The sequence below is a fragment of the Shewanella sp. SW24 genome (genome assembly GCF_025653395.1).
Classification (GTDB): Bacteria; Pseudomonadota; Gammaproteobacteria; order Enterobacterales; family Shewanellaceae; genus Shewanella; species Shewanella oncorhynchi.
In genome coordinates, this window is sequence record NZ_JAKKSH010000002.1 from 406614 (window position 1) to 430391 (window position 23778).

A 23778-nucleotide genomic window follows, 5' to 3' on the forward strand; every position below is an offset into this window, starting at 1 on the left:
TAAAAAGTTTAACCTTTTGTATTGAATCTAATCCCTTGAGCGATTAGCCCAATGATTTTGCAGCATTCAGCACATTTTCAACGGTGAAACCGAAGTGATTCAATAGCACGTTACCCGGCGCAGACTCACCAAATGTGGTCATGCCCACAACTGTGCCTTCAAACCCGACGTACTTGTACCAGAAATCGGTATGCGCCGCTTCAATAGCCACACGTTTAGTCACAGCACGTGGTAATACAGATTCTTTATACGCGGCATCTTGCTTATCGAACTCAGTTGTCGATGGCATAGAGACGACGCGAACGTGTTTACCTTGCTCAGTCAGTGCAGCGGCTGCATCCATTGCCAATTGTACTTCGCTACCAGTTGCGATCAGGATCAGTTCTGGTGTACCCGCACAGTCTTGCAGTACATAAGCACCTTTAGCCACATTAGCTAATTGCTCAGCGGTACGCGCTTGAGCTTTCAGGTTTTGACGGCTGAAGATCAGTGACGTAGGTGCATTACGGCGCTCAATCGCAGCTTTCCAAGAAACTGCCGTTTCTGCCGCATCACATGGACGCCATACGGCCATATTTGGCGTCATACGCAGGTTAGCTAATTGCTCAACTGGTTGATGCGTTGGGCCATCTTCACCTTGACCGATAGAGTCATGGGTATAAACGAAGATGTTTTGAATGCCCATCAGCGCCGACATACGAACTGCGTTACGAGCATATTCCATGAACATCATGAACGTTGCGCCGTAGTTGATGAAACCACCATGCAGCGAAGCACCGTTCATAATGCCGCTCATGCCGAATTCACGCACGCCGTAGTAAATGTAGTTACCAGCTGGATCGTCTTGAATACCTTTAGAACCTGACCACAGTGTCAAGTTAGAACCCGCTAAGTCAGCAGAGCCGCCTAACAGTTCAGGCAACATAGCGCCAAATGCACCGATAGCATTTTGTGAGGCTTTACGGCTCGCAATACCTTCGGCTTTGTCCTGTGATGCTTGCACGAATGCCTGCGCTTTTTCTTCGAAATCAGCAGGTAATTCACCTTTCAGAACGCGACGCTCATATTCAGCAGCCAGTTCTGGGTGAGCTGCGCGATAAGCTGCAAACTTCTCGTTCCACGCTGCTTCACGGGCAGCACCGGCTTCTTTGGCATCCCAACCCGCATAAACGTCAGCAGGGATTTCGAATGGCGCATGTGGCCAGCCAAGGAATTCACGGGCTGCTGCGATTTCCGCATCGCCTAGTGGCGCGCCGTGGCAATCGTGGCTGCCTGATTTGTTAGGTGAACCAAAACCGATAATGGTTTTGCAGCAAATCATGGTTGGTTTATCAGTAACGGCTTTCGCCGCTTCGATAGCAGCACGGATTGCCGCGCTATCGTGACCATCAACACCGGCAATCACATGCCAGCCGTAAGCTTCAAAACGCTTTGGCGTATCATCGGTGAACCAGCCTTCAACATGGCCATCGATAGAAATACCGTTGTCATCCCAAAATGCGACCAGTTTACCTAAACCTAAAGTACCGGCTAATGAACAGGCTTCGTGGGAAATACCTTCCATCAAACAGCCATCGCCGAGGAAGCAGTAAGTGTAGTGATCAACGATATCGTGACCATCACGGTTAAACTGTGCCGCTAAGGTTTTCTCAGCAATCGCCATACCAACAGCGTTGCTGATGCCCGCACCGAGTGGACCCGTTGTGGTTTCAACACCTGGGGTGTAACCGTATTCTGGGTGACCCGGGGTTTTAGAATGCAATTGACGGAACTGTTTAAGCTCTTCAATTGGTAATTCATAACCAGTCAGGTGAAGTAAAGAGTAAATCAGCATTGAACCGTGACCGTTAGAGAGGATAAAACGATCTCTATCTACCCATTTCGGATTGTTCGGGTTGTGCTTAAGGAAATCATTCCACAGCACTTCAGCAATATCTGCCATACCCATTGGGGCGCCGGGATGGCCTGAATTTGCTTTTTGAACTGCATCCATACTTAACGCACGGATTGCGTTTGCGAGTACTTTACGGGAAGACATGCTCTCTCCTGCTTGTTTGTGGGGTCTAGCGGGCAATTTGGATGCATATTTTCCCCTACATGCCAGTGTGACGCAAACTAAAATTACCATTCACTCAGCAAAAGATGGGCGAATATGTACCCAAACAACCTGAAGATGCAGGATTCAGGTCGCTTGGGTATACAAGTCGCAGAAACAAGCCGGTCACTTTGCTCGCGTTTACTTGAGAGGGCATAGCAAGGATCACTTGTAATGGAGAAATAAATTTCTCAAAAACATAGCAAACTTAATACTATGAAATATAAGAAAAATAACCTATTTATGACTGAGCGTAGTCGTTTTCAGGTCACAATCTGAGAGGATTTTTTATTATCGGGGGTGATCGGCAATCGGATTTAAACTAAAATAGCCGTCTAGATGTAGATGCTTCTACACGTTTGAATGCTAACGACGAGATTTTCCTACTATGGCAAAGCACTTGTTTACTTCTGAGTCGGTCTCAGAAGGTCATCCCGATAAGATTGCAGATCAGATTTCTGATGCTGTGCTAGATGCAATTCTGGCTCAAGATCCAAAAGCACGCGTAGCGTGTGAAACTTATGTCAAAACCGGCATGGTATTAGTGGGTGGTGAAGTCACTACCTCTGCCTGGGTTGATATTGAAGAAATCACCCGTAAAACGGTGCGTGAAATTGGTTATACCCATTCAGATATGGGGTTTGATGCAGACTCGTGCGCAGTATTAAACGCCATTGGTAAGCAATCACCCGACATTAATCAAGGTGTAGACCGCGCAGACCCTGCAGAGCAAGGTGCTGGCGATCAAGGGTTAATGTTTGGCTATGCCAACAACGAAACCGACATTCTGATGCCTGCACCTATCACCTATGCCCACGCATTAGTGAAACGTCAGTCTGAAGTCCGTAAAAATGGCACGCTACCTTGGTTACGCCCAGATGCGAAAAGCCAAGTCACTTTTGCCTATGATGATGGCAAAATTGTCGGTATCGATGCAGTTGTGTTATCGACTCAACACAGAGATGACGTTTCACAAGCCGACTTAATTGAAGGTGTGATGGAAACCATCATCAAGCCAGTATTACCAGCTCAATGGTTAAACAAAGATACTAAGTTCTTTATCAACCCAACTGGCCGTTTTGTTATCGGTGGTCCAGTAGGTGATTGTGGCTTAACGGGTCGTAAGATCATCGTTGACACTTACGGCGGCATGGCCCGTCATGGTGGTGGCGCATTCTCTGGTAAAGATCCATCAAAAGTGGATCGTAGCGCGGCATATGCTGCCCGTTATGTAGCAAAAAACATAGTTGCAGCAGGTCTTGCTGATCGCTGTGAAATCCAAGTGTCTTACGCTATTGGTGTGGCAGAGCCTACCTCTATCAGCATCGAGACCTTCGGTACAGGTAAGGTGTCTGAAGAAGTGCTGATCAAGTTAGTACGTCAACACTTTGAACTGCGCCCATACGGTTTAACGGCCATGCTAGATTTAGCACGTCCAATTTATCAAGCGACCGCCGCTTATGGCCACTTTGGTCGCAGCGAATTCCCATGGGAAGCTACTGATAAAGCCGAAATATTGCGCGCTGACGCGGGTCTATAGTCTTAATTCATTTCAATTTTTACACTTAAGACCCATAAAAAAACCGCTATCCAGCGGTTTTTTTATGTCTGACATTTGGTTAGATTAATAGTGCTAAGACAAATATGGCAAGATAAAAAGCAGCATATACACAGACCATTAGAGTGCACAGACCCTATGACCGATAACGCCATCTTATTACAGCAACTTCAATCTTGTGCATGGGCAGCCAACGTAGGTCTGCCAGAGGAAACAGCAAAGACATACGGTACATTAGAGGAGATCGCCGCTTTTCTTGAATCCGATCCTGAAGCCTTTTTTGAAACACCTTACGAAATCCACTATGAAAGCCTGTGTGTAACAGACCATGACTTGGCAAATTCGTTAAAAACAAAGGCAGTAGTAAATGATGTGCATGCTTGGATTTCTGACAGCGAAGTCGATGAAATTTCTAAGTCAGCTTACCTCTCCACTTGGAAAATTATTCCCGTTGCAGAAATATGCGCGCTGACATCCGATGACGCTAATACGCTCGCAACACTGCTCCTAGCTGACGTTAAACTTTCAGCCTTTACGAGTGAACGCCTATCTTGGTATCTCTGTGGAAGAATACCCTTTGGTTATATTGGTACTTATCCAAACGGACAATGGCTGATTCTGTAGGCTTATACGCTAGCACCTTTAATTTTTCTGACTTCATCTAGGGTCTATTGAGCTTTCGAGAATGATTTTTAGAGAGCATGCCAAGATTGATACTAACCAATGCACGCAGGGAAACACTATTTCATTTAATGAACAGCACAGGCCGTGTTTATGATAAACCTGAACATAGATAAACATTTGAAGGCATTCTTTACCGCCTTCTAGCAGGCCCCCCTTAGCAAGATTGACCCAAAGAGTTGGGCCATTGGAGTACGGTTTTTAGAGGGTTTCATTTATGGTCTAAAAAGACATTCAGGCCTATTTACTCAAAGCTTTAGTGAAAATGGCCGACACGGAATGGGTCTTTATTGATGGCTCGATAGTGCGGACTCACCAGCACAGTGCAGGTGCACTGAGTAATGAGTAATGAGTAATGAGTAATGAGTAATGAGAGTTACCCTATTGTTTAATTGATAGTGGATACCTTTATCAAACGGGTAACTCTCAGTTTTATCTATCGCCCATGAATATCAAATAATGGCTAATGCACAGGGTATTCGTTTAGAAACGTACATTCATACCAACCCAGAAGTTACGGGCCTTATCTTTGTTATTAAAATCATCAATGTAAGATGCTGTGTATCCGTTTTGGCCATTATCGTCAGAGACACAAGTGGTGCTAGTGTCACTACATTCGGTGAAGACAATATCGTATGAAGTAAAATCTTTATCAAACAAGTTATTTACTCGCATGTTGAAGGTGACAAACTCACTCGCCTGATAAGAACCACCAAGATGGAACACGTTATAACCTTTATAGTAGAGTGCAGCATCATTAATGATATCCCAAGAGCGATAACGTTTAGCACGGTATTCTGAGGTCAAGAATACGTTAAATGAGTCGGTCAACTCCCATTTTAATGTCGCGTTTGCCATATGCTTGGCACTGTTCCCGAGTGGACGGCCTTGCTCTGCACCGCTTTTCTGCTCGCTATCTGTGTAGGTATAATTAGCATTTAACGTTAAGGCATCTAGAATTTCCCAACGTCCCGCGAGCTCAGCACCTTGAATAGTAACTTTATCTATGTTGACTGTTTTGCTACTGACTGCATAACCTAAATCAGCATATTCACCCGCATCGGAACATTCTATGCTCGTACCTTTACCACAGGGTTGTGAAGCAATCTTATCGTCAAAGTCATTTTTAAAGATAGTGACGTTAAAATTATGGCCATCTGGATGGGACCAATACAGGGCGACTTCGCTGGACACACTGGTTTCAGCTTCGAGATCTGGGTTACCAAATTGCGGTGAGGTTCCTTGGCCACCAAAGCCAACGACACCATCATACAATTGTGTGGTTTTAGGTGTTTTAAAACCTGTGCTCACCCCACCCTTTACAGTCCACTCATTATTAATGGTGTAAACGCCGTATAGACGTGGGCTGAGTTGGTTGCCAAATATTTCATGATCATCATGACGTAAACCCGCAGTAACAGATAAATCAGAAGTCATGCTCCATGTATCTTCAGCAAAAACAGACCACATATTGTGTTCTTGTACTGCGCCCGGCGTACCTTCTTCCATACCAAATACACCGTCTTTCAACTCACCACGAATCACCTGCGCCCCCGTCACTGCGACATGATTTCCTGCAGCTTCAAATGGAATATCGAGTTTCATATCAAGCGTATATTGATTACTTGCCATTTCGCGTTTAGGTCTAGGCAGGAAAGTGGATTCAGCAATCGCTTTACGTTCGGCTTCAGTCATGCCGGTGTAATCCCCTTTACCATCAATCATCTGCAGTAGTAATACTCTTTCAGCAGTGGTAAATGGCAGTGTGCGGCCATTATTTTGTGTGTCTACATAGGATAGTGACACAAAGCTTGTACCAAAATCCCAAGCACCTTCATGGGTTAACGCCCAAGCATCACGGGTAAATTTTTGAGTCTCGCTGTAACCCGCTCGCGGATTTGATCGTCTTGCCCATTCACCACCGCTGGCTAGACAAGCAGCCTCACGGGAACCTACGCCGCCTTTACAGAAGTTACTGGCAATCCAGAGACTATCGATATTATCAACAGTACCAAGCGGATACTCGCGTTCACCGTTATCATTGATCAGTGGCGTATTATCATAATCTTGAGATGAGGAATCTAAATCAAACCAAATTTTGTGATGTTCATTTAGCGTCCAACTTAAACTCCCACCTAACATATGATTTTCGTTATCGACTGTTTTACCGCCACCACCAAAACCGAGTGAACGAGTGCGTACTTCTCCATTGGGATAATCTACTGGTGCATACTCTGGTGTAGACCCCATTCGATCATAAATACTGCCATGAATCGATAACCCAAGAACGCCTTTAATGAGGGGACCCATCACGCTGAAATCGGTAGTGATATCTTCGCCATAGGCATCATTGGTTTGATGAGTTCGGCTGTGAGTGATAGAGCCAGACCATTCGTCGCCCACTTTTTTAGTGATGATGTTCACCACACCACCTAGAGCATCTGCACCGTATAACGTTGATGCTGGCCCACGAATAACTTCAATTCGATCAATAGCATCAAGTGGTGGTACATGACCAAATTGATTGCCACCAAAACTGTTTGGATAAATATCACCATGGTTATTCTGACGCTTACCATCGACAAGGATTAAGGTATAGTCAGATCCCATACCGCGTAGACTGATGGTACCTTGCCCTGTTTTATCACGGGTTTCACCAATATCAACCCCTTCCAAGTCACGCACTGCATCTAGGAGAGTGGTATAAGGTTTTATCATCAAATCTTCTTGGGTGATAACAGAAATACTGGCGGGTGCATCAACCAATTTCTGTTCATATCCAGAGGCAGTAACAACCATAACTTCCATTTTTCTGTCGGGAGCCTCTTCGGCTTGGACAAAATTACCCGTAAATACAGCGGTAATGGCAACTGCCAAGCAAGTTTGACGAAATAACATAAACCTCTCCTGTTTAGTAAACTTAGTTTACAAATGTAACTTATAAATGATTTCGCGAATGATAATGATTAACATTAGCGAGATCAATCAAAAGTTGAATACAACAGAAATAACATTTACGTTTATAAAGTAATCACATTCCAGAAAGAGTTTTTGACATGAACTTTGAAGTTATGAGTGAAGAAAATATCGCGATTGTGGATGCGCTGGTAGACGGCGTTAGGCAATTTAATGCTGGGCTGTTAGGACCTGAGAAATCAGTGCCTTTGACTGTCATTGCACGTGATGAAGCTGGCAAGTTGATTGGTGGTGTGGGTGGCCGGACTATCTATAAAAACTTCTTAATCAATGTTGTCTGGGTTGATGAGCAAACCAGAGGCACTGGGCTTGGGCATAAACTGATGGCACTTGCCGAAGCTGAGGCGAAACAACGCGGTTGCCTAGTAGCCCAAGTGGATACCTTATCGATTCAAGCCCCAGTATTCTATGAGAAACAAGGTTTTGAGATCATAGGCACAGTCACCACGACACCTGAGCGCTACTTTATGGTGAAAAAGTATTGATAATTGGTAAAAGTACTATTGATAAAAATGCACAAATAATATCAATGACTATAAACAGACGAATAAAATAGATTTACTCTATAAAAAAGGAAATTAAATGAAGTTATTTCTTTCCACAATAATATCTTTTCTTATGTTTGGCTGCATGTCTTATACTTCATCGATACCAGAAGGGTATACAGGAGAGCTTGCTACAATTGATGATAGTTTTCAAAGACTAAGTCGAAGTAAAGCAAGTTTTTATTATATAAAGCTAATCGATGGAGAACCTATCCATAATAGCTTAACAGCATCTTCAGCGGCTTCTAATGGAAAAGGCTCGCAATTGATTGCAATGGGCGCATCAAGGTCGATTCCAATCAAACCCATAAACTTATATCTCATCGGCCAAGTCCATCACTCCGCTCCAATCGGATATATTTTTAGCTCAACCTCAAACTATATCATTGAGGGAGAAGTTAATTTTACACCGAAGAAAAACGAAAAATATCTTATTAATGGGAGTTTAAGTGAAGATTACTCTGCGGTATGGATAGAGGATATTAACGGAAATGTTGTATCAAAAGTTATTGAGAAAAGAGGCCTATCTCATGTTTCAATAATTGACTCAGGTCTTCAACCCAAAAAGATAGAACTTTCAAAAAAAGAATTATTCCTCAAATTGGCTAGCGGAGAAAGTGAAAACTTGGTTGTTTCAAAACTAGGCAAGCCGGACAAGATTACCAAATATGGTGGAAATTTCCTGATAGAAAAACCACCTAGCGTAACCTATCAGTATGAAGGCCTTGGAAGTATCCAGTTCAGTGCACAAAAGTCAGCAGCTCTCTTTATCGAACGAGTGACCCCAAACATTGAATGGTCAGATGATATATCATCAATAAAAATGCAGTTAAACAGCACAGGAGCAACATTACAGAGTTTAGCCAAAGGCTATTATCAACAAGATCATATCAAAATAGAGGTGCTAGATTTATTTGCTGAAAAAATCTGGACTGAGAAAAAGAATGAAGATCCCTACGTGATCGATGCTGTTTCTTGGCTTTGTAAAGTGTTAGCCAAAAGCAATAACTCACGCTACAGGTCAATATTACAAAACATTGCAACTGAGGCAAACGAAAATAAACTACGAAAACATGCCAAAAATAGCTTAGACCTATTACCAGTCACGGATGTTGATCAATTCATTCCAACGGAAAATAAATTTTACTGAAAATGAATTAAAACGTGTTTGTGCCTAGTGTTAACTAGGCTTTTATATTAAAAATTGTAAATACTAAACCTTATTTTAGTACAATCTCACTTCAATTTTATATTGAGTTAATTGGCAGTGATTCTATGTAGTTTAATTATGTCGTCAGCAAACATAGACTTACCACAGACTTCTTTGGGGGGAATGTTAAAAGTAGCAATCCAAGACAAGCTGCTGAAAACCTGTTCACCTTTAGTGGCGACCTGAAGGTCAAGTATGAATTTAGCAATGATCGAAATGGGCATTTTGCATGCAGAGTAGACCGATCTGCTCTTGGGATAAAATAGCGCATTCTAACGCGCTTTTGGAGTTTACACGGCTAAGTTCCTTATCGGTCAGTCGCGTAATCACCGTCGAATAGGCATTGGTTCGACCACAATCGAGCCAAATATTCCCCACTTGTACCCAATAATGCTGCACTTGCCCTGAATCGGAGATAAACTCGACTTCAAATCCCCTCGCCTCACATTCATGGTGAGCGCACTCAGATAGGACCAATCTCAAGTTGTCCCAAGCCGATAAATTGACTTCGGCATAGGCCGTTAATAGTGACTCAACAAATTGTACATTCATGTATTTATCTCCGTTATTTAACCTGAACTCGGGTTATTTACACAGTAGAGATTGAATCCTTAATTTCTATCATCGAACAACTAAGCTTGGGTCTTTGCCGCCATTAAATAATAATCTCTTGCCGAAACGGTGAAAAAATCCACAACCTGCATGTGCGCTTTACCCGAGTGAGCGGCAAAGGAACGTTCATTATCTTCAGCAATAAAGGTCAACATATAGCTAAAATGCGGAGCAACTTGGCGACGAATTTCATGGACTAATGCCTCGAAAATCCCTTGCCCACGGTAGGCTTGCTGCACCCATATCGGCCCGTATTGGCAAGAATTGACCTTAGTTAATTTAGGTCCATCCCAATCGAGTTGCCCCAAACGATTCAACAAAGTGCGGTAAATGGGCCAATGTTCGAAAAAAACCCAACGGCCTGCAATCACGTAACCGACGATCTGCTGCTCAACCTGCGCCACTACAATCCAATGGTGCTGCACTAATTCGCTCAATTCACTGTGGGAAAAAGCTTGCCCTTGTAACCCCATACTGGCGGAAGCTAATTCATCATTAAGATGTTTTTTCTCTAGCATCGCTAATAAATCAACATCTTGAGGTAAGGCTAGTCTAATTTTCACAGTGTTCTCACAGCATTATTTCGGCTTTGGGCCCAATTTCAGCCCGCCAGTATACTCGGTTGGGTTAATAGGCACAGCAAGAACAAGGCAATATTTAGGGCTTTGATTTGCTAAATATCCTTTTATTTCCCAAACTTAATGGATATTTAGCCATAGTTAGGCGTTTGTATGTTGCCAGAAACCATTAATCCCAACTTGAGTTTACTTGATACCGATAATCAACAAGTCAATCTCACACGCTGGATGCACCAATGTGAGCTCATCAAAAGCTATTACAACGCCAACACGGTTTTCATATTCCAAAAAATCAGTGCAGGGTTTGAAATCATCGTCAGTTCAATCACTGAAACACCGCAATTTACCGCAGGCACTTTATATCCCCCAGCACTCGAACTCTTCAAACAGATACAAAACAGCCAACCTGATGGTTTATATCAAAACCTCGGCAGCTTTATGTTAGAGGATTTACCAAGGGATTTTGATGGTATTCAGCATATTCTCTCACGTCCTATCGCTTGGCCGGATGGTAGCCAATTTGGTGCCCTGTGTGTACTCAACCCGCATATAACAGAACCACTAGTCAATGCCGCTATGCTCGAACCGTTTCAGATATTGCTGCAACAGGAATTATCTCTGCTTTGCCAGAACCATCGCATTGAATCCCTTTCGATGCGCGACCAAGAAACCGGCATGCTCAATCATTATGGTTTTTTGATGATGGCGCCAAGACAGCTCAATTTAGGCCGCCGCTTTGGCGCCCATGCAGGTATCATCTTCTTTGAATTACTGAGCACGGATAACACTCCAATACCACTCGAAAATAATCACCACAGACTGTTAGGCAAGTTAATCCAAGATACGATAAGAACCGCTGACGTTGCCGCCCATTACAACAGCACTCAATTTGTGGTACTTGCTTTTGTGGATGGTGAACGGGATGTTCTACATATTATGAAGCGAGTAGAAAAGCAGCTAGAACAACAAAACCATCAGCTAAAACTCGATGTGAGCTACAGTTTTTTTACCCCAGAATCCAGCGCCAAACTTGCACCTATGATGGAACTCGCGCGGGGCAAACTCGATTCAATGCGCCCACCTGTATCCCAAGCCGCAGACACGCCAGTAGAACCCGCCATTGACTCAAGCTTGTACGATAATCCCGCCGCAGATTCGGCAGAGCTTTGATTTAATGAAATTTAGACTTAATTAGACAGTACAAAATTACTTGGAATGCTCATCTTGGCGCTTCGCCCATTGGATAAACAGCACCACAGGATAGGGCGACATTAAGACCAACCCTAAACCAATCAGACTTGAGATCAATAACATGCCGCTTATCTCTAGACTCCATTGCGTCAACATATAAAACCCAAGTCCACAAACTAGCATCAATACACCTAACCAATGTAAAAACTTCAACAAATTCAGAGTACTTTTAAATGAGCCTGTCATATAAACCCCTTTAGATCTTACGAAAAACTTGTCACACTATGGCCATAATCATGGAAAAAGGAACCGCAACGATGTTAAAACAAACATTCATTTTAGGTGCATTACTCTTAGGCATCACCGCCTGCCAAAGTGCCGATATAGCACCAAATGATACTATTCCATTAGAAGGCCGCTGGCACATTGAAATGGTTCAAGGCCAACCGACTATCGATTACAGCCCAGCGCAAATTACCTTTGAGGCCGAAGGTAAATTACATGGCAACAACAGCTGCAATAACTTTTTCGGTCAATATACTCAGCAAGGCGAAGAGCTTAAGCTATCTCCTGCCGGTAGCACAATGAAAGCCTGCGTGGATGCCCTAATGCAGCAAGAGCACAAAGTGATGCAAGCTATGCCATTAGTTACCAAAGCAAAATTAGTGCAAGGCCGACTTACCTTACTTAACAGCGACGACAAGCCAGTGTTAGTGTTAAGCCAAATGAAGTAACCATAAAACTTGTCAGCATAAAAAAACCGCCAATGGCGGTTTTTTAGTTAACGAACTAGCAATAAAAGCTCCCTATGCTTTGACACTCTTAGCCGCTGCAATTTCGAGGGCGATATTCTGTTCGGCTATTACGGCGCTTTGATCTATGTCGGCATTATAATGCGCCATATCCAACTCATCTTCAGACTTTGCAATGACAGTCGTCGCCACTAAGTCACCGGAGACGTTTACCACAGTACGCACCATATCTAAAATACGGTCAATTCCCGCAATCAATGCCACCCCTTCTAAGGGAAGCCCTACGGTTGTGAGTACTAAAGTCAACATCACTAAACCCGCACCGGGCACACCCGCAGTACCAATAGAGGCCAACGTCGCCGTTAAAATAATGGTGAGATAATCGACGACAGTCAGGTCGATACCAAACGCCTGTGCCACAAACAGCACTGTGACCCCTTGGTATAATGCTGTGCCATCCATATTGATTGTTGTGCCTAGCGGTAATACGAAGCTAGAGATTTTCTTATGAACCCCCAAATTTTCACTCGCACACTTCATACTCACAGGGAGCGTGCCCGCAGAGCTCGATGTGGTAAACGCCACTAACATGGCATTGCTAATCCCTTTAAAAAACTGCAGCGGGCTTAACTTTGCAAATCCGCGCAGTAAAAAACTATAGAATCCAAGCACATGAATAATACAGCCAAGATACACAGCAATAATAACTTTGATCAGTGGCCAAAGCATATCAATCCCATACTCCCCCGCTACCCAAGCCATTAGCCCAAATACACCGTAGGGTGCGAGCTTCATCACCATGTCGGCCATTTTATACATGGCCTCAGCTAAACTTTCGAACACTTTAATTGCAGGTTTGCCATGCTCGCCAATCAGCACTAAGGCGATACCTAAAACAATCGCAAATACTATAACTTGCAAAATTTGCCCGCTTGCTAAAGCCGCAATAGGGTTCGTCGGCACTATGTCGATCAAAGTATCGACTAAAGAAGGTATTTCTTTGGCAGTTTGAGTCGCGCCTTCTGCCAATGACAAACCTAAACCAGCACCGGGTTGAAGAACATAACCGACAATTAAACCGATAGTGATCGCGATAGCCGTGGTAAAGAGATAAAACGCAAAAGATTTAAAACCAATACGCCCCATCTTGTTCGTATCTTGCATCGAAGTGACGCCCACAATCAGTGAGCAAAACACCAATGGCACAATCAGCATCTTAATGGCATTAACAAACAAGGTGCCTATCGGCTTTAAGTGAGTCGCTTGCTCGCCGAAGATGATGCCCACTAAAATACCTAGCACCATACCGATAACAATTTGCAGCCACAGCGGCACTGACATCCAGCGAGACCAAACACGGCCTAATGCTGACGACTTTTGTTTTGTCATATTGATAACCTTGAATTCGAAACTATGATGGGGCAAAGACCAAAACTAGCGCGCTAGTTTCTCAGTCTAAATGGGGCAATCGCCGAGTCTAGCAGAGGGGTTTTAATCGAGAGATGATCTGGGTCACGTTGAGCTAAACCGCCTTAAAATCAGTAATATTAACCAAACCAACTTTGTTAAATTGGCCACCGAGATGTTAGTTTTTCTGCTTAAGCATCAAAATATTCTGTGACTTTTTTTGGTGCTATTTGCTGACGATAAAGCGACGCAGGCGGTTGCTCACGCTCAATCAAATAACTCCAATAATCGTCATCAAAACCACTGAAAATAAAGTCGGACTTACCGTTAGCTTTTAAGACCAACCACCACCAAACTAAACCCCATAAACCGAAGCTCAACAGCGTTAAAATAAAATGCAGACGATGATTTATCTGTTCATCAGCAGCAATATCATAGACGGGTAAAATTTTAAGTTTATAGCGGCGAGTAGACTTAATAAATCCCATCATTAACTCACTTAGTTCAGCGAAAGGACACTAAAGATAAGCCTAGAAGATAAGACTTTAGTCGTGCAAATATCCACAGTAATAAATAATATCAGTGCCTAACCTGCCACTGCCAAACTCGTTATCCCTCGTCGTTCCATGATAAAGTGAATCACAAAATGTTGTTTACTAAACAAGAGCGGTATTGCCAAATAACCGCCTAGGAGTTGTAGTATGTTGATTCGTAAAGCTAAGGCTCAAGACCTAATCGCCTTAGTGCAGTTTAATCAGGCCATGGCCCAAGAAACCGAAGGCCTAGCCTTAGATGAAGCGACACTGGCTCGAGGTGTGGGCACGCTACTTGAGAGCCCGCAAAAAGGGTTTTACCTGGTCGCTGAAATCGCAGGTGAGCTAGTCGGCTCGCTCATGGTGACATTTGAATGGAGCGATTGGCGTGCGAAGGATTATTACTGGATCCAGAGTGTGTATATTCGCCCGAAAAATCGTCGCCAAGGCATCTATGCCAAACTCTACAGCGAAGTCAAACAACTGGCCGAAGCCAATGGTGGTGCCGCCAGCTTCCGTTTATATGTCGAGCAAGAAAATCTCGCCGCACAGCAGACCTATCAAGCGTTAGGGATGAAGCAGAGTTACTACTTAATGTACGAAGAAAAATAAGCGATTCAAATGTTATACGTAATAAAAAAGGATCGGGCCAATGGCACGATCCTTTTCTTTTTACGACTCACGATTCACATTCAAACCGCGTTCCTACTAAGATTAAAACTTAACGAAAGAAGCCAAACAGAATAGCCGTCATTGCCAATAAACCCGCTATAACCACGAAGATATTGCTGATGCGACCACGGTGCGCTTTTAATGCTGGCACTTTGTATACAGCGTACATAGGCATCAAGTACAGGATAGCCGCGATAATTGGGCCACCTAAAGCTTCAATCATATTCAAAATACTTGGGTTTTTGATTGCCACGGCCCAAATCGTCACAAACATAAACACCAGAATAAATTTGTTGATTTTTTGCTCTGAAATGCCTTTCTTATTCGTGTCTAACTGCTTAACAATAATCCCCTTCATGCCTTCTGTCGCGCCCATGTAATGGCCAAAGAAAGAAGACACAATCGCGATAAAGGCGATTAATGGACCAAAGTAGCTCACAAAACCACTTGAATGCACGTTGGCGAGATAAGACAAAATCGGTAGATTCTGAGCTTTCGCTTCGGCCAATTGTGCTGGCGATAATGACAGCACACAAGAGAACACAAACAACATCACAAAGCCCACTAACATCATGGAAGTATTACGTAAAATAACATCAGCTTTGCGAGAAGCATTCGCGCCATGGTCACGTTTCAATGACACAGAAAACTGTGAAATCGCTGGAGAATGGTTAAAGGCAAACACTAAAACTGGAATCGTTAACCAAACTGTGCCTAAAAATGCACCCGCTTCTGGTACAACGAGTAAAGCATCCATTTTCCATTCAGGGATCAGGTAGATAGACATAAAGGCCAAAATACCCACCAGCGGATACACCAGCAATTGTGTCACTTTGAGCATGAATTTCTCACCTGCGACCATTACAGCCATCATACCGAGGATCAATACACCCGATAGAATGAAGCGTGGTGGCGATGCCATGCCTAACTGATTGACGATAAAGCTATCAACAGTGTTGGTAATACCCACACCGTAAATTAATACAATCGGGTAGATAGCAAAGAAATACAGTACGGTAATGGCTTTACCCGCACCAACACCAAAATGCTCTTCAACTACTTGAGTAATGTCGCTACCAGGAATGCTTGATGAACAAACAAAACGAGATAAACCACGGTGGGCAAGATAGGTCATAGGACCGATGATCACTGCCATTAACACAAGAGGCCAAAAGCCGCCCATGCCCGCATTGATAGGTAAAAATAAAATTCCAGCGCCAACGGCAGTGCCGAACAAACTCAACATCCAAGTCGTGTCTTGGCGAGTCCAAGGTAAGTGTTTCGTTGAATCTAGATTCTGTGTGCTTTGAGGTGTTCCAAGAACACTGGTCGCATCTTTTTGCATATAAAAGTTACCTTACGGTGTGACTAGCATAATAAATTCGCGCTAAGGATAACCAAAAAAAGCCCATAAAAGTTGATCTGACACGGCTTTATGTAAGGGAATTTCATAATAAACTGATATTGAGATCTAGATCGCTGATTTAATGTAATAAGTTTTCAATGCAGCATCAAAACATATACATAAAAAGCCACTTAAAAATACAAGATATTCACCTCAAGCCAAATCCAGTGACATTGCATAAGCGCCGAGAAAAACAGCTAACCGGACATGTGTCACAAAAATCAACAAAACAAGACGCGTCACAGCATACTCACGTCTAAGGTAGATTAAGATCACAGTCGTTAATGTTAAATTTTTACAAATCGCTATCAGTCGTAAACACGCATAAAAAACGGCTCATCCGGATTCAACTCCGAAGTGAGCCGCTAACGATTAAAGCGCAAAATCTAACTTATGGTTTTTGTAGTGTCAGCTCAGTTGTCGACACTACAGCTGGGGCTATGTCAGCCTCTTTGAACAACAAAGGACGGAAGCTTTTAGCACTCGAGTACAAGATACTTTGATCGGCAAACGCAGGCGTTAAGATATTACTCGACTCAGAGTAAGTTAAAATCCCCCGCGCCACAGGCCCCTCGTCGGTAAAGTTCACCGCCATCATCCAACTTGACCCGTAACGCACTTGGTATCCTTTCGCCGTTAAGCCAGAACTCATCGCCTTGCCAGTGACCACATCCATCACAGCAGCGTATTTGTGTTGCGGGATCAAAGTGTCATCACCCGACAAACTGGTTGAAAACACGTTGAATCCACCTTCAGCATTATGGCTACCCGGCCAAGGTAAACGCGACCCGCTTGGCGTTCCATCTGGCAGCGATTTCTCTACAAATTGCACATCCCCCAATGGCGCATCTAAGGCAAAGCCTGCGGCCTCAAGGTTAAGCGCACTGTGAGCCAAGGCCTTTAAGGCACTACCATCCGTAGTCAAGGTTTTAGGTGTCGTTGCCGCATTAGCGGGATCGAATCCTTGGGTCAACATGGTTGTTTGGCTGAATAGATGGGCAAATTCACGTAGTAAAGCACCACCTTTACTGTCGTTATCTTGCTTACCGTTCCACGCCTTTAATGCCGCACAAGCCGAAGAGACATCCTTAGATAAACTCGCCGACACCACCACAGGTGTACTGCCTTGGGCATCACACTGGGCAATCAAGTCAGGCAGCACTAACTCGGCGAGATAACTGCGATTCGACAGCACAGCTGCTTCGAGTTCTTCCAAGCTGAACTTGCCATCAGCCCCCGCGGCGTCCTGCATTAAACTCAAACCCATCCGTGTCCGCAGTGATAGCTGTCCAGCCTCTGCGCCGTACATAGGCGAGAAGTAAGTCAGCGGTTCATTCAAGTTAGTCGACCAAAAGGAGTCATTGGAGTTTTGCACAAAGTCGCTGCGCTCAAGCTTGGGCGCACGTTCATAGGGCGTAGGACCATCGAAGCTAAACAACGAAGTGTTACCGGGTAAAATCGTAAATCCGGCTTTTGCCTTAGCCGCTTTAATATCCGGTGAGGTTTTTAACAACACGACTGCAGATTCGGATAATCCTGGCACAGTTGAGTCGTCGATATAAAAAGCATTGCCCTCTTTATCGGCGTACATAGTGTTATTGAAGATGACACCATCGTAGTCCTTAAATGCCTGTTGGAACTCTTCTTTGTTCGTCGCCATGTTCATGGCTAACCAATGGTCAACAGGGTCCATAGTCCCCATATTGGCATCTTGGATCATAAAGGCACTGCCATCATCCCAACCAAAAGGCGCTAAAGCGGGAGGAGCTTCGACCATAGGGCCTTTGGCGGTAGTATAAATATCTTTCTCGGCGACCAGCATGCCCGCAGGACCTGCATTCACTAGAACCGATACTGTCTCTTTGGTGATCGGCATAGGTTTACCATCAAACAAATACTGCATCCGATCACCCGAGACTAACTCAAGGTTATACATCACAAAATGCTCAGCGGTAGAGAAGGTATGAGTCCAAGCGAGATCTTTATTGAAACCAATATTAATCGGTCCAGGCATACCCACTAACGAGCCGCCCATCATATCTAAATGCCCTGGGATCGTAATATGGGATTGCCAAAAACGCAGGTTACCCGTATGCGGGAAATGCGGATTACCTAGCACCATGCCCTTACCATTTTCGGTTTTATCCTTCCCTAAACCCCAACCATTTGAACCTAAATCGCGGGGATTGGTCTCTGGTGTCGTGATACGAGCCGCGCGGGCAATCAACTTAGACTGCATATCGGCCACAAACGCAGTTTGGTCTTGGCTAGGCGCAGGCCCAACGATACGCGGCATGTATTCCTGTGCATCTCCTGGGTTCGCGTAAAAAATCAGATCGAGAAAGTTAGCTGCGCCCGGTAATAAGGCGATAGAAAACAAATAAGTCACCACATCTTCTGGCACTATGGGTTTCACCCAAGGCTGACCACCACAGAAAGGTTCTGCCGTTTGTGTGCCCGCTTCGACATCAGCAAGATATTGGTTATAACCAGAGGCAAAACCTTGGATAAGTGCCCGAGAGTTTTCACTAAATTTCGGCCATTTTTCTTCGGCTTGCGCTCTGATCTTTAACGCTTTATAGGCAAAATCTGAGATAAGGTTACCGTTATCTTCCGCCGTAGGTTGACCCGTAGTGAAGTCAATCGACGCATGGGGGCCAAAGTACATAGAACGCTGTGAGTTCGCCTTGATAAAACCATCGGCTAATACACATAAGTTGTCCTGTGCCTGCGCATAACCACTACCAAAACCTAAACTTTCTAAGTTGTCGGCTTGGATATGCGGCACGCCGTAGGTCGTACGACGAATACTGGCTTTGAGTAAACCATTGGGGGCGAAAGCTTGCAGTTGAGTTTCAGGTTCGGTAGGCGTAGTGCTATCTTCGCTATCGTTACAGCCAGTCAGTATTACACCGCAGGCCATTCCCATAGCAATCACGAGTTTGTTGAATTTCATTATTATTATCTCTTGGTTTTGGTTCCTTCAATGACATAGCCTTACTGCCTATTCCAGCCCAAATTACTGAAGGAGCAATAGTTGCATGTCGCTTCCTAGTCCCTAAGGCTGGCTATTGCCTCCCCTACTGTTGGCTTTTTTACTGAGCTTCGCCGACGACTGTGGCAGAATAGAAAACCCAAACGCTTAGACACCTCAGACCATTTAAGCAATGATTCAAACGAGCGTCCACATTAAAATCCAAAATAAATAACTTATATGCAACAAAACATTATTAAGATAAAAGTGGGTTCTAAAAACCCGGTAAAAATCAACGCGGCAACTAACGCCATGGCACAGCTGTTCCCAGAGAGCATCATAGAAGCCAGCGGTATGGATGCCCCTTCTGGTGTTGCAGCGCAGCCAATGACAGATCTCGACACTCGACAAGGGGCGATCAATCGGGTGCGCTATTGTCAACAGCAGGACCCGCAAGAGACTAAAGCCGACTACTATTTTGCGATGGAAGGCGGTGTCGATTGTTTCGACTTTGGTCCTGCCACATTCGCTTATATCGCTATTGGCCATAAAGACCAGCTTGCCATTGGCCGCAGTGCGATTTTACCTTTACCAATGCAAGTTTATCGGGCATTAGAAGCGGGGGAAGAACTCGGGGATGTCATGGATAGGTTGTTCAATACAATCAATATTAAGCAAAAAGGCGGTGCCATAGGTTTACTCACCCACGGCCATGCGACCCGTGAAAGTAATTACACCCAAGCGATTATTCTCGCCATGGCGCCATTATTGAATCCTGATATTTACACAGCAGATTGTTATTAATATGTTGCAAGAGGAGTTAAAGCCCGCTAACTTAGTTGTGACATGCAACCAAACCTATTCGACTATGGCTCAAACAGACGCACCATTGGCTCAAGATCCCGCGAAGCCTGTGACTCAAACTAAGCAAACGACTGAGTCAGGCTCATCCGCCCAACTCAGGCATTTGTCTCGCTATCTGGTGAGAAATTTAGGCATGCTCAACGCCGCCTTTGGGGATTTACCCCTTTCTCCCGTGCAAGCCCATGCCCTGTTTGAGATAGGCAAGCAGCCCCTGACCATCAAAGAGCTTGCCTGCAAACTCAGCATAGATAAGTCCAATGCGAGCCGCGCTATCAAGCATTTGATCGATAAACATCTTGCCCAGAGTCAGGTACATCCACGGGACAGTCGCTGCTTAGTTGTGCAACTGACACCTGCGGGTAAGAAGTTACTCGTTAAATTGGATACTCAGCAGAATCAATTATTCCAAGGGATCTTAGCCCAACTGACTCCATTGCAAACTTCACAAATCGAAGAGGCCCTCGTGTTATATAACCAAGCCGTACATAACGCCAAGCAGCAAAGTGGTTGCCACATTCGCCAAGCCACAGCCCAAGATGATGCCGCAATTGCCAAAGTCATCCGCGATGTTTCGGCCGAATACGGCTTAACCGCGGATAAAGGCTATAGCGTGGCAGACCCGACCTTAGATTGCCTAAGCCAGATTTACTCCCAAGCGGGCGCCAACTATTGGATTATTGAATTAGAGGGCCGCATTTTAGGCGGCGCCGGTATTGCGCCTTTAGCTAACAATGATGGCGTCTGCGAACTGCAAAAAATGTACTTTATGCCAGAAATCCGCGGCAAAGGACTCGCAAAACGCGTAGCGTTAATGGCACTCGATTTCGCCCGCGAAACGGGTTATCAAAGCTGCTATTTAGAAACCACCGCTGTACTAAATGAAGCCGTAAAACTCTATGAGAAATTAGGCTTTGTACATCTGTCGGCTCCCCTAGGGAACACAGGCCACGACGCCTGCGAAATGCCGATGCTGCTAGATCTTAATCAATAGGATATGAAGCAGAATTCCAATCAAAGTAACAATGCCAAACATGTCATCATGCAACTTGTTTGGCATTATCAATTTGTATCACAAAATGTTATTCAAACAGGATCATTTTAATTATCAGTCTTAGGGCATAGTTTTTCTTAACTTAAATGCATTAATATATGGCAATTTTACCTCACTCAATTTTTAATAAATTGAAAGGTGTTTGATATAATTTTGTTAACGGCATTAAATAGGGAACATTATGCTCAGTTGGATTTTTAGTGATAAGAAACTCACACTTAGGGAAATATGCCTAGATAACACGCTTTCGACCTCGGCTAAAATAAAGAAAGTTGATCAATTTCTTGCCGATAGTGGAGATCTCAACTTTATTGATCTCAATGTTTCGCCCTGCAATATATTAGTTCCACTATCTTGCAGTCCTCAGTCCGATTTAGTGCTTATAAAATACTTGCTCAGCAAAGGCGCTAAAATCGAATGTAATGGTTTCAGTGCATTGCATTCGGCTATTGAATATAACAACTCAGAACTCGTTACCCTATACCTAGACTCTAGTGCCAATCTTTACTTTCAAAATCAATATAACAATTGCTGGCTCAACTATCTATTTCATCCTAATCCGCAATATATCTATCAACACCATCAACGTAGAGATATGATCGATCTTCTACTTGCAGCTAACTTAGATATCAATAAACCGGTGAGTTTCTGGACCAATGGTGAATTAAATCACCCACTAGAAATATTATATGATGAACGCAATAAAGATCTGTTCCTGCATATCATTAATAAAGATATCCCATTAGATATTGGCAAATTAAGCCTAATTGAAAACATTATTTCTTCGAGCGAATTTTGGGGAGTAGAAACATTTTCTCCCTTGGTTAAACGCTTCCCTGCATTTAAAAAGTCACGCTATATTATGGCCAACGATAGCAGCTTCTGGGATGATGCCAATTTACTCGAACTATGCGTTTACACTAAAGCGCAAGACTACACTGAATACCTGTTAGACCATTATCCGCAGCTCAAAGCCGATTCTCACGCCAAAAGTTTGGTCTATGCGGCATTGACCTCAGAATTTGACCTTAGGATTATCGAAAAACTGATTAAGGCCACCGTCGATATCAATCGCATCTATAGGATGACACCGCCTGATGCCGACCATTCACCCTTGCTCAACCAATATATTAATAATGCCCAATTTACCGATCCGAATAAACGGAGTTACATCTACCAAGCCCTTGAACTGTTGCTCAAATATGGCGCTAATCCAAATGCCGAATTTGTGAATACGGGTAAATCCTATGAGATGTTAGTCTGGTCGAATTTACGACTATTGGTTTATCCAATGGTCGAAAAGAAAACCTTTCTGCCCGAGTTTTTCGATCTGTTCCTGCAATATGATATGGATATCAATAAAAAATTTGGTGCGGTGGATGAACCGACCTTACTGACTATCTGCCAGCGTGGTTCAGGGAAAGAAGATCAAGCAACGCTTATCCAAGTGATGGAATATCTGCTCACCAAGGGGCTGGATTTAAGCCTCACCAATATCTATAACACTAACTATGTGTCTGCGGCGGCCATCTCCTGTCGAAGCCAACTACTTGAATGGCTCATTCACCAAGGCGGGGATATTTTTACCCATTGTGGCCACGATAATTCGCCCATTCTACACAAGGCGATTTCGACCTACTGGTGGGATGAAATTACCGGCCATATGCGGCGAAAAACCGTAGAACTATTACTGCGCCATGGAGCAAAGTTAGAAGAATTCTCGGTGGATGAGCAATTTACGCCATTAATGTGCTCCAGTTACTACGGCGCGCAGTCCTGCGTAGAGGCGCTACTCGAACATGGCGCCAACCCCAATGCCATCAATGGTGAAGACACCACTCCTGCCCTTTGCGCTGTGATAGGCGGCAGTTCAATCGAGTTCCCCCGCTTTGAATCAACGGCGGTGCGGATCTTAAGACTTTTGCAGCAATATGGCGCCGACTTAACCGTGACCAATAGCTTAGGCAATAGCCCGCTAATAGCGGCTATTGAGCAAGAATATAAAGAGATTTTCGAAGCGCTGCTGCAAATAGCCTCCTACAGTGAAACTCAGCTTGAGCAAGCACTCAGCAAAGCCCTGCCGCAAAGCTATTTCCAGCGCCGCCTGCTACAAACACTGGGGCGCGAGATACCGCCAGCCCCCACAACCATAGCCCACAATCGCGCAATACCAGCAACAGCTTCGAGCAATGCCGATCCTATGACGGCCAATCCGCAAGCATCTGAGGTGAATGTGACACCTGCGCCCGTCAAGCAAACCAAATTAGAGGTGAGTAATGCGGCGGCAAATCGAGATCAAATCCCAACGCTATTCGATCTCAAAACCAAAGTGCAGAGCTTTTTTAAACTGATCGCCACCGATCCGACGATCACAGTTGAACAACTCAATTCGGTGAGAGTCCTTATTGATCAATTGATAGAAAAACTCGACAACTTTAGCTTTTTCCGCAATCAAGCGACAAAGGCCGAATTTGAGGAAGGTGTTCAGGAATATATCGATGAAACCGTCGAAGAAATTAACGGAATTATCGAGGATGATTATCCAGCGCTTACCGAAGCCTTAGTCGATTCAGTTTGGACGATTTTGCAGTACTTTAGGGTTGATATTGATATCGAGACCGCACTTAGAAAGCGCTTTTGGTAACTGTAAGTCACAGATTAACGTCTCTTTGTT

The 23778-nt window shown here is 44.2% G+C and carries 19 protein-coding genes and 1 pseudogene; 11 read left to right on the top strand and 9 right to left on the bottom strand.

Annotated elements, in window-relative coordinates; translation table 11 throughout:
* Nucleotides 1-43: 43 nt before the first annotated feature.
* Entirely contained in the window at nucleotides 44-2038 is a 1995-nt protein-coding gene (tkt, locus tag L5M17_RS03500) for a transketolase (protein WP_028761630.1), read from the bottom strand.
* 445 nt (nucleotides 2039-2483) lie between these two features.
* On the opposite strand from tkt, the gene metK reads away from it, so the two are divergent.
* The 3 genes and pseudogenes from metK to L5M17_RS03515 all read left to right on the top strand — a co-directional run.
* Nucleotides 2484-3635: a methionine adenosyltransferase gene (gene metK, locus L5M17_RS03505; RefSeq protein ID WP_028761631.1), complete on the top strand. Its 1152-nt coding sequence runs from the start codon at nucleotides 2484-2486 to the stop codon at nucleotides 3633-3635.
* Between the two features lie 156 nt (nucleotides 3636-3791).
* The gene (locus L5M17_RS03510) at nucleotides 3792-4277 is read left to right on the top strand and encodes a hypothetical protein (RefSeq protein ID WP_105252989.1); all 486 of its coding nucleotides are present in this window, start codon (nucleotides 3792-3794) and stop codon (nucleotides 4275-4277) included.
* A 77-nt stretch (nucleotides 4278-4354) separates the two neighbouring features.
* A pseudogene (locus L5M17_RS03515) lies at nucleotides 4355-4680 on the top strand (transposase); the annotation flags it as partial.
* Between the two features lie 137 nt (nucleotides 4681-4817).
* Here the strand turns inward: L5M17_RS03515 and L5M17_RS03520 are convergent.
* Nucleotides 4818-7232: a TonB-dependent receptor domain-containing protein gene (locus L5M17_RS03520; protein ID WP_263145242.1), complete on the bottom strand. Its 2415-nt coding sequence runs from the start codon at nucleotides 7230-7232 to the stop codon at nucleotides 4818-4820.
* 158 nt (nucleotides 7233-7390) lie between these two features.
* On the opposite strand from L5M17_RS03520, the gene L5M17_RS03525 reads away from it, so the two are divergent.
* Both L5M17_RS03525 and L5M17_RS03530 read left to right on the top strand, forming a co-directional pair.
* Nucleotides 7391-7795: a GNAT family N-acetyltransferase gene (locus L5M17_RS03525; RefSeq protein ID WP_263145245.1), complete on the top strand. Its 405-nt coding sequence runs from the start codon at nucleotides 7391-7393 to the stop codon at nucleotides 7793-7795.
* 97 nt (nucleotides 7796-7892) lie between these two features.
* A complete protein-coding gene (locus L5M17_RS03530; RefSeq protein ID WP_263145247.1) occupies nucleotides 7893-9005 on the top strand; it encodes a hypothetical protein in 1113 nt (370 codons plus the stop codon).
* 261 nt (nucleotides 9006-9266) lie between these two features.
* Here the strand turns inward: L5M17_RS03530 and L5M17_RS03535 are convergent, their stop codons facing one another.
* Together L5M17_RS03535 and L5M17_RS03540 are read right to left on the bottom strand one after the other, a co-directional pair.
* Entirely contained in the window at nucleotides 9267-9617 is a 351-nt protein-coding gene (locus L5M17_RS03535) for a hypothetical protein (protein WP_131525100.1), read from the bottom strand.
* 80 nt (nucleotides 9618-9697) lie between these two features.
* Nucleotides 9698-10240: a GNAT family N-acetyltransferase gene (locus L5M17_RS03540; RefSeq protein ID WP_263145251.1), complete on the bottom strand. Its 543-nt coding sequence runs from the start codon at nucleotides 10238-10240 to the stop codon at nucleotides 9698-9700.
* A 168-nt stretch (nucleotides 10241-10408) separates the two neighbouring features.
* Here L5M17_RS03540 and L5M17_RS03545 point away from each other — a divergent pair, with 168 nt between their 5' ends.
* Nucleotides 10409-11425: a GGDEF domain-containing protein gene (locus tag L5M17_RS03545; RefSeq protein WP_263145254.1), complete on the top strand. Its 1017-nt coding sequence runs from the start codon at nucleotides 10409-10411 to the stop codon at nucleotides 11423-11425.
* Between the two features lie 36 nt (nucleotides 11426-11461).
* Here L5M17_RS03545 and L5M17_RS03550 read toward each other — a convergent pair whose 3' ends face one another.
* Nucleotides 11462-11692, bottom strand: a complete 231-nt coding sequence (locus tag L5M17_RS03550) for a hypothetical protein (protein ID WP_028759411.1) — start codon at nucleotides 11690-11692, stop codon at nucleotides 11462-11464.
* A 71-nt stretch (nucleotides 11693-11763) separates the two neighbouring features.
* On the opposite strand from L5M17_RS03550, the gene L5M17_RS03555 reads away from it, so the two are divergent.
* Nucleotides 11764-12180: an META domain-containing protein gene (locus L5M17_RS03555; RefSeq protein ID WP_113939802.1), complete on the top strand. Its 417-nt coding sequence runs from the start codon at nucleotides 11764-11766 to the stop codon at nucleotides 12178-12180.
* A gap of 72 nt (nucleotides 12181-12252) precedes the next feature.
* On the opposite strand, the gene L5M17_RS03560 is transcribed toward L5M17_RS03555, so the two are convergent.
* Together L5M17_RS03560 and L5M17_RS03565 are read right to left on the bottom strand one after the other, a co-directional pair.
* Nucleotides 12253-13587: a dicarboxylate/amino acid:cation symporter gene (locus L5M17_RS03560; protein ID WP_263145256.1), complete on the bottom strand. Its 1335-nt coding sequence runs from the start codon at nucleotides 13585-13587 to the stop codon at nucleotides 12253-12255.
* Nucleotides 13588-13796: 209 nt separating this feature from the next.
* On the bottom strand, nucleotides 13797-14093 hold the full coding sequence (locus tag L5M17_RS03565) for a hypothetical protein (RefSeq protein ID WP_113939800.1): 297 nt from the start codon (nucleotides 14091-14093) through the stop codon (nucleotides 13797-13799).
* Nucleotides 14094-14306: 213 nt separating this feature from the next.
* Here L5M17_RS03565 and L5M17_RS03570 point away from each other — a divergent pair, with 213 nt between their 5' ends.
* Entirely contained in the window at nucleotides 14307-14750 is a 444-nt protein-coding gene (locus tag L5M17_RS03570) for a GNAT family N-acetyltransferase (protein ID WP_263145257.1), read from the top strand.
* A 109-nt stretch (nucleotides 14751-14859) separates the two neighbouring features.
* Here the strand turns inward: L5M17_RS03570 and L5M17_RS03575 are convergent, their stop codons facing one another.
* Complete coding sequence (locus L5M17_RS03575; protein WP_028761640.1) at nucleotides 14860-16155, bottom strand: aromatic amino acid transport family protein; 1296 nt, start codon at nucleotides 16153-16155, stop codon at nucleotides 14860-14862.
* Between the two features lie 451 nt (nucleotides 16156-16606).
* The gene (locus tag L5M17_RS03580) at nucleotides 16607-19171 is read right to left on the bottom strand and encodes an acylase (RefSeq protein WP_263145259.1); all 2565 of its coding nucleotides are present in this window, start codon (nucleotides 19169-19171) and stop codon (nucleotides 16607-16609) included.
* A gap of 258 nt (nucleotides 19172-19429) precedes the next feature.
* On the opposite strand from L5M17_RS03580, the gene yjjX reads away from it, so the two are divergent.
* The 3 genes from yjjX (at nucleotide 19430) to L5M17_RS03595 (ending at nucleotide 23748) form a co-directional block, all read left to right on the top strand.
* On the top strand, nucleotides 19430-19993 hold the full coding sequence (yjjX, locus tag L5M17_RS03585; protein WP_263145262.1) for an inosine/xanthosine triphosphatase: 564 nt from the start codon (nucleotides 19430-19432) through the stop codon (nucleotides 19991-19993).
* 1 nt (nucleotide 19994) lies between these two features.
* Complete coding sequence (locus L5M17_RS03590) at nucleotides 19995-21044, top strand: bifunctional helix-turn-helix transcriptional regulator/GNAT family N-acetyltransferase (RefSeq protein ID WP_212599752.1); 1050 nt, start codon at nucleotides 19995-19997, stop codon at nucleotides 21042-21044.
* 241 nt (nucleotides 21045-21285) lie between these two features.
* Nucleotides 21286-23748, top strand: coding sequence for an ankyrin repeat domain-containing protein (locus L5M17_RS03595; protein WP_263145264.1), 2463 nt, complete (start codon nucleotides 21286-21288; stop codon nucleotides 23746-23748).
* Nucleotides 23749-23778: the final 30 nt, after the last annotated feature.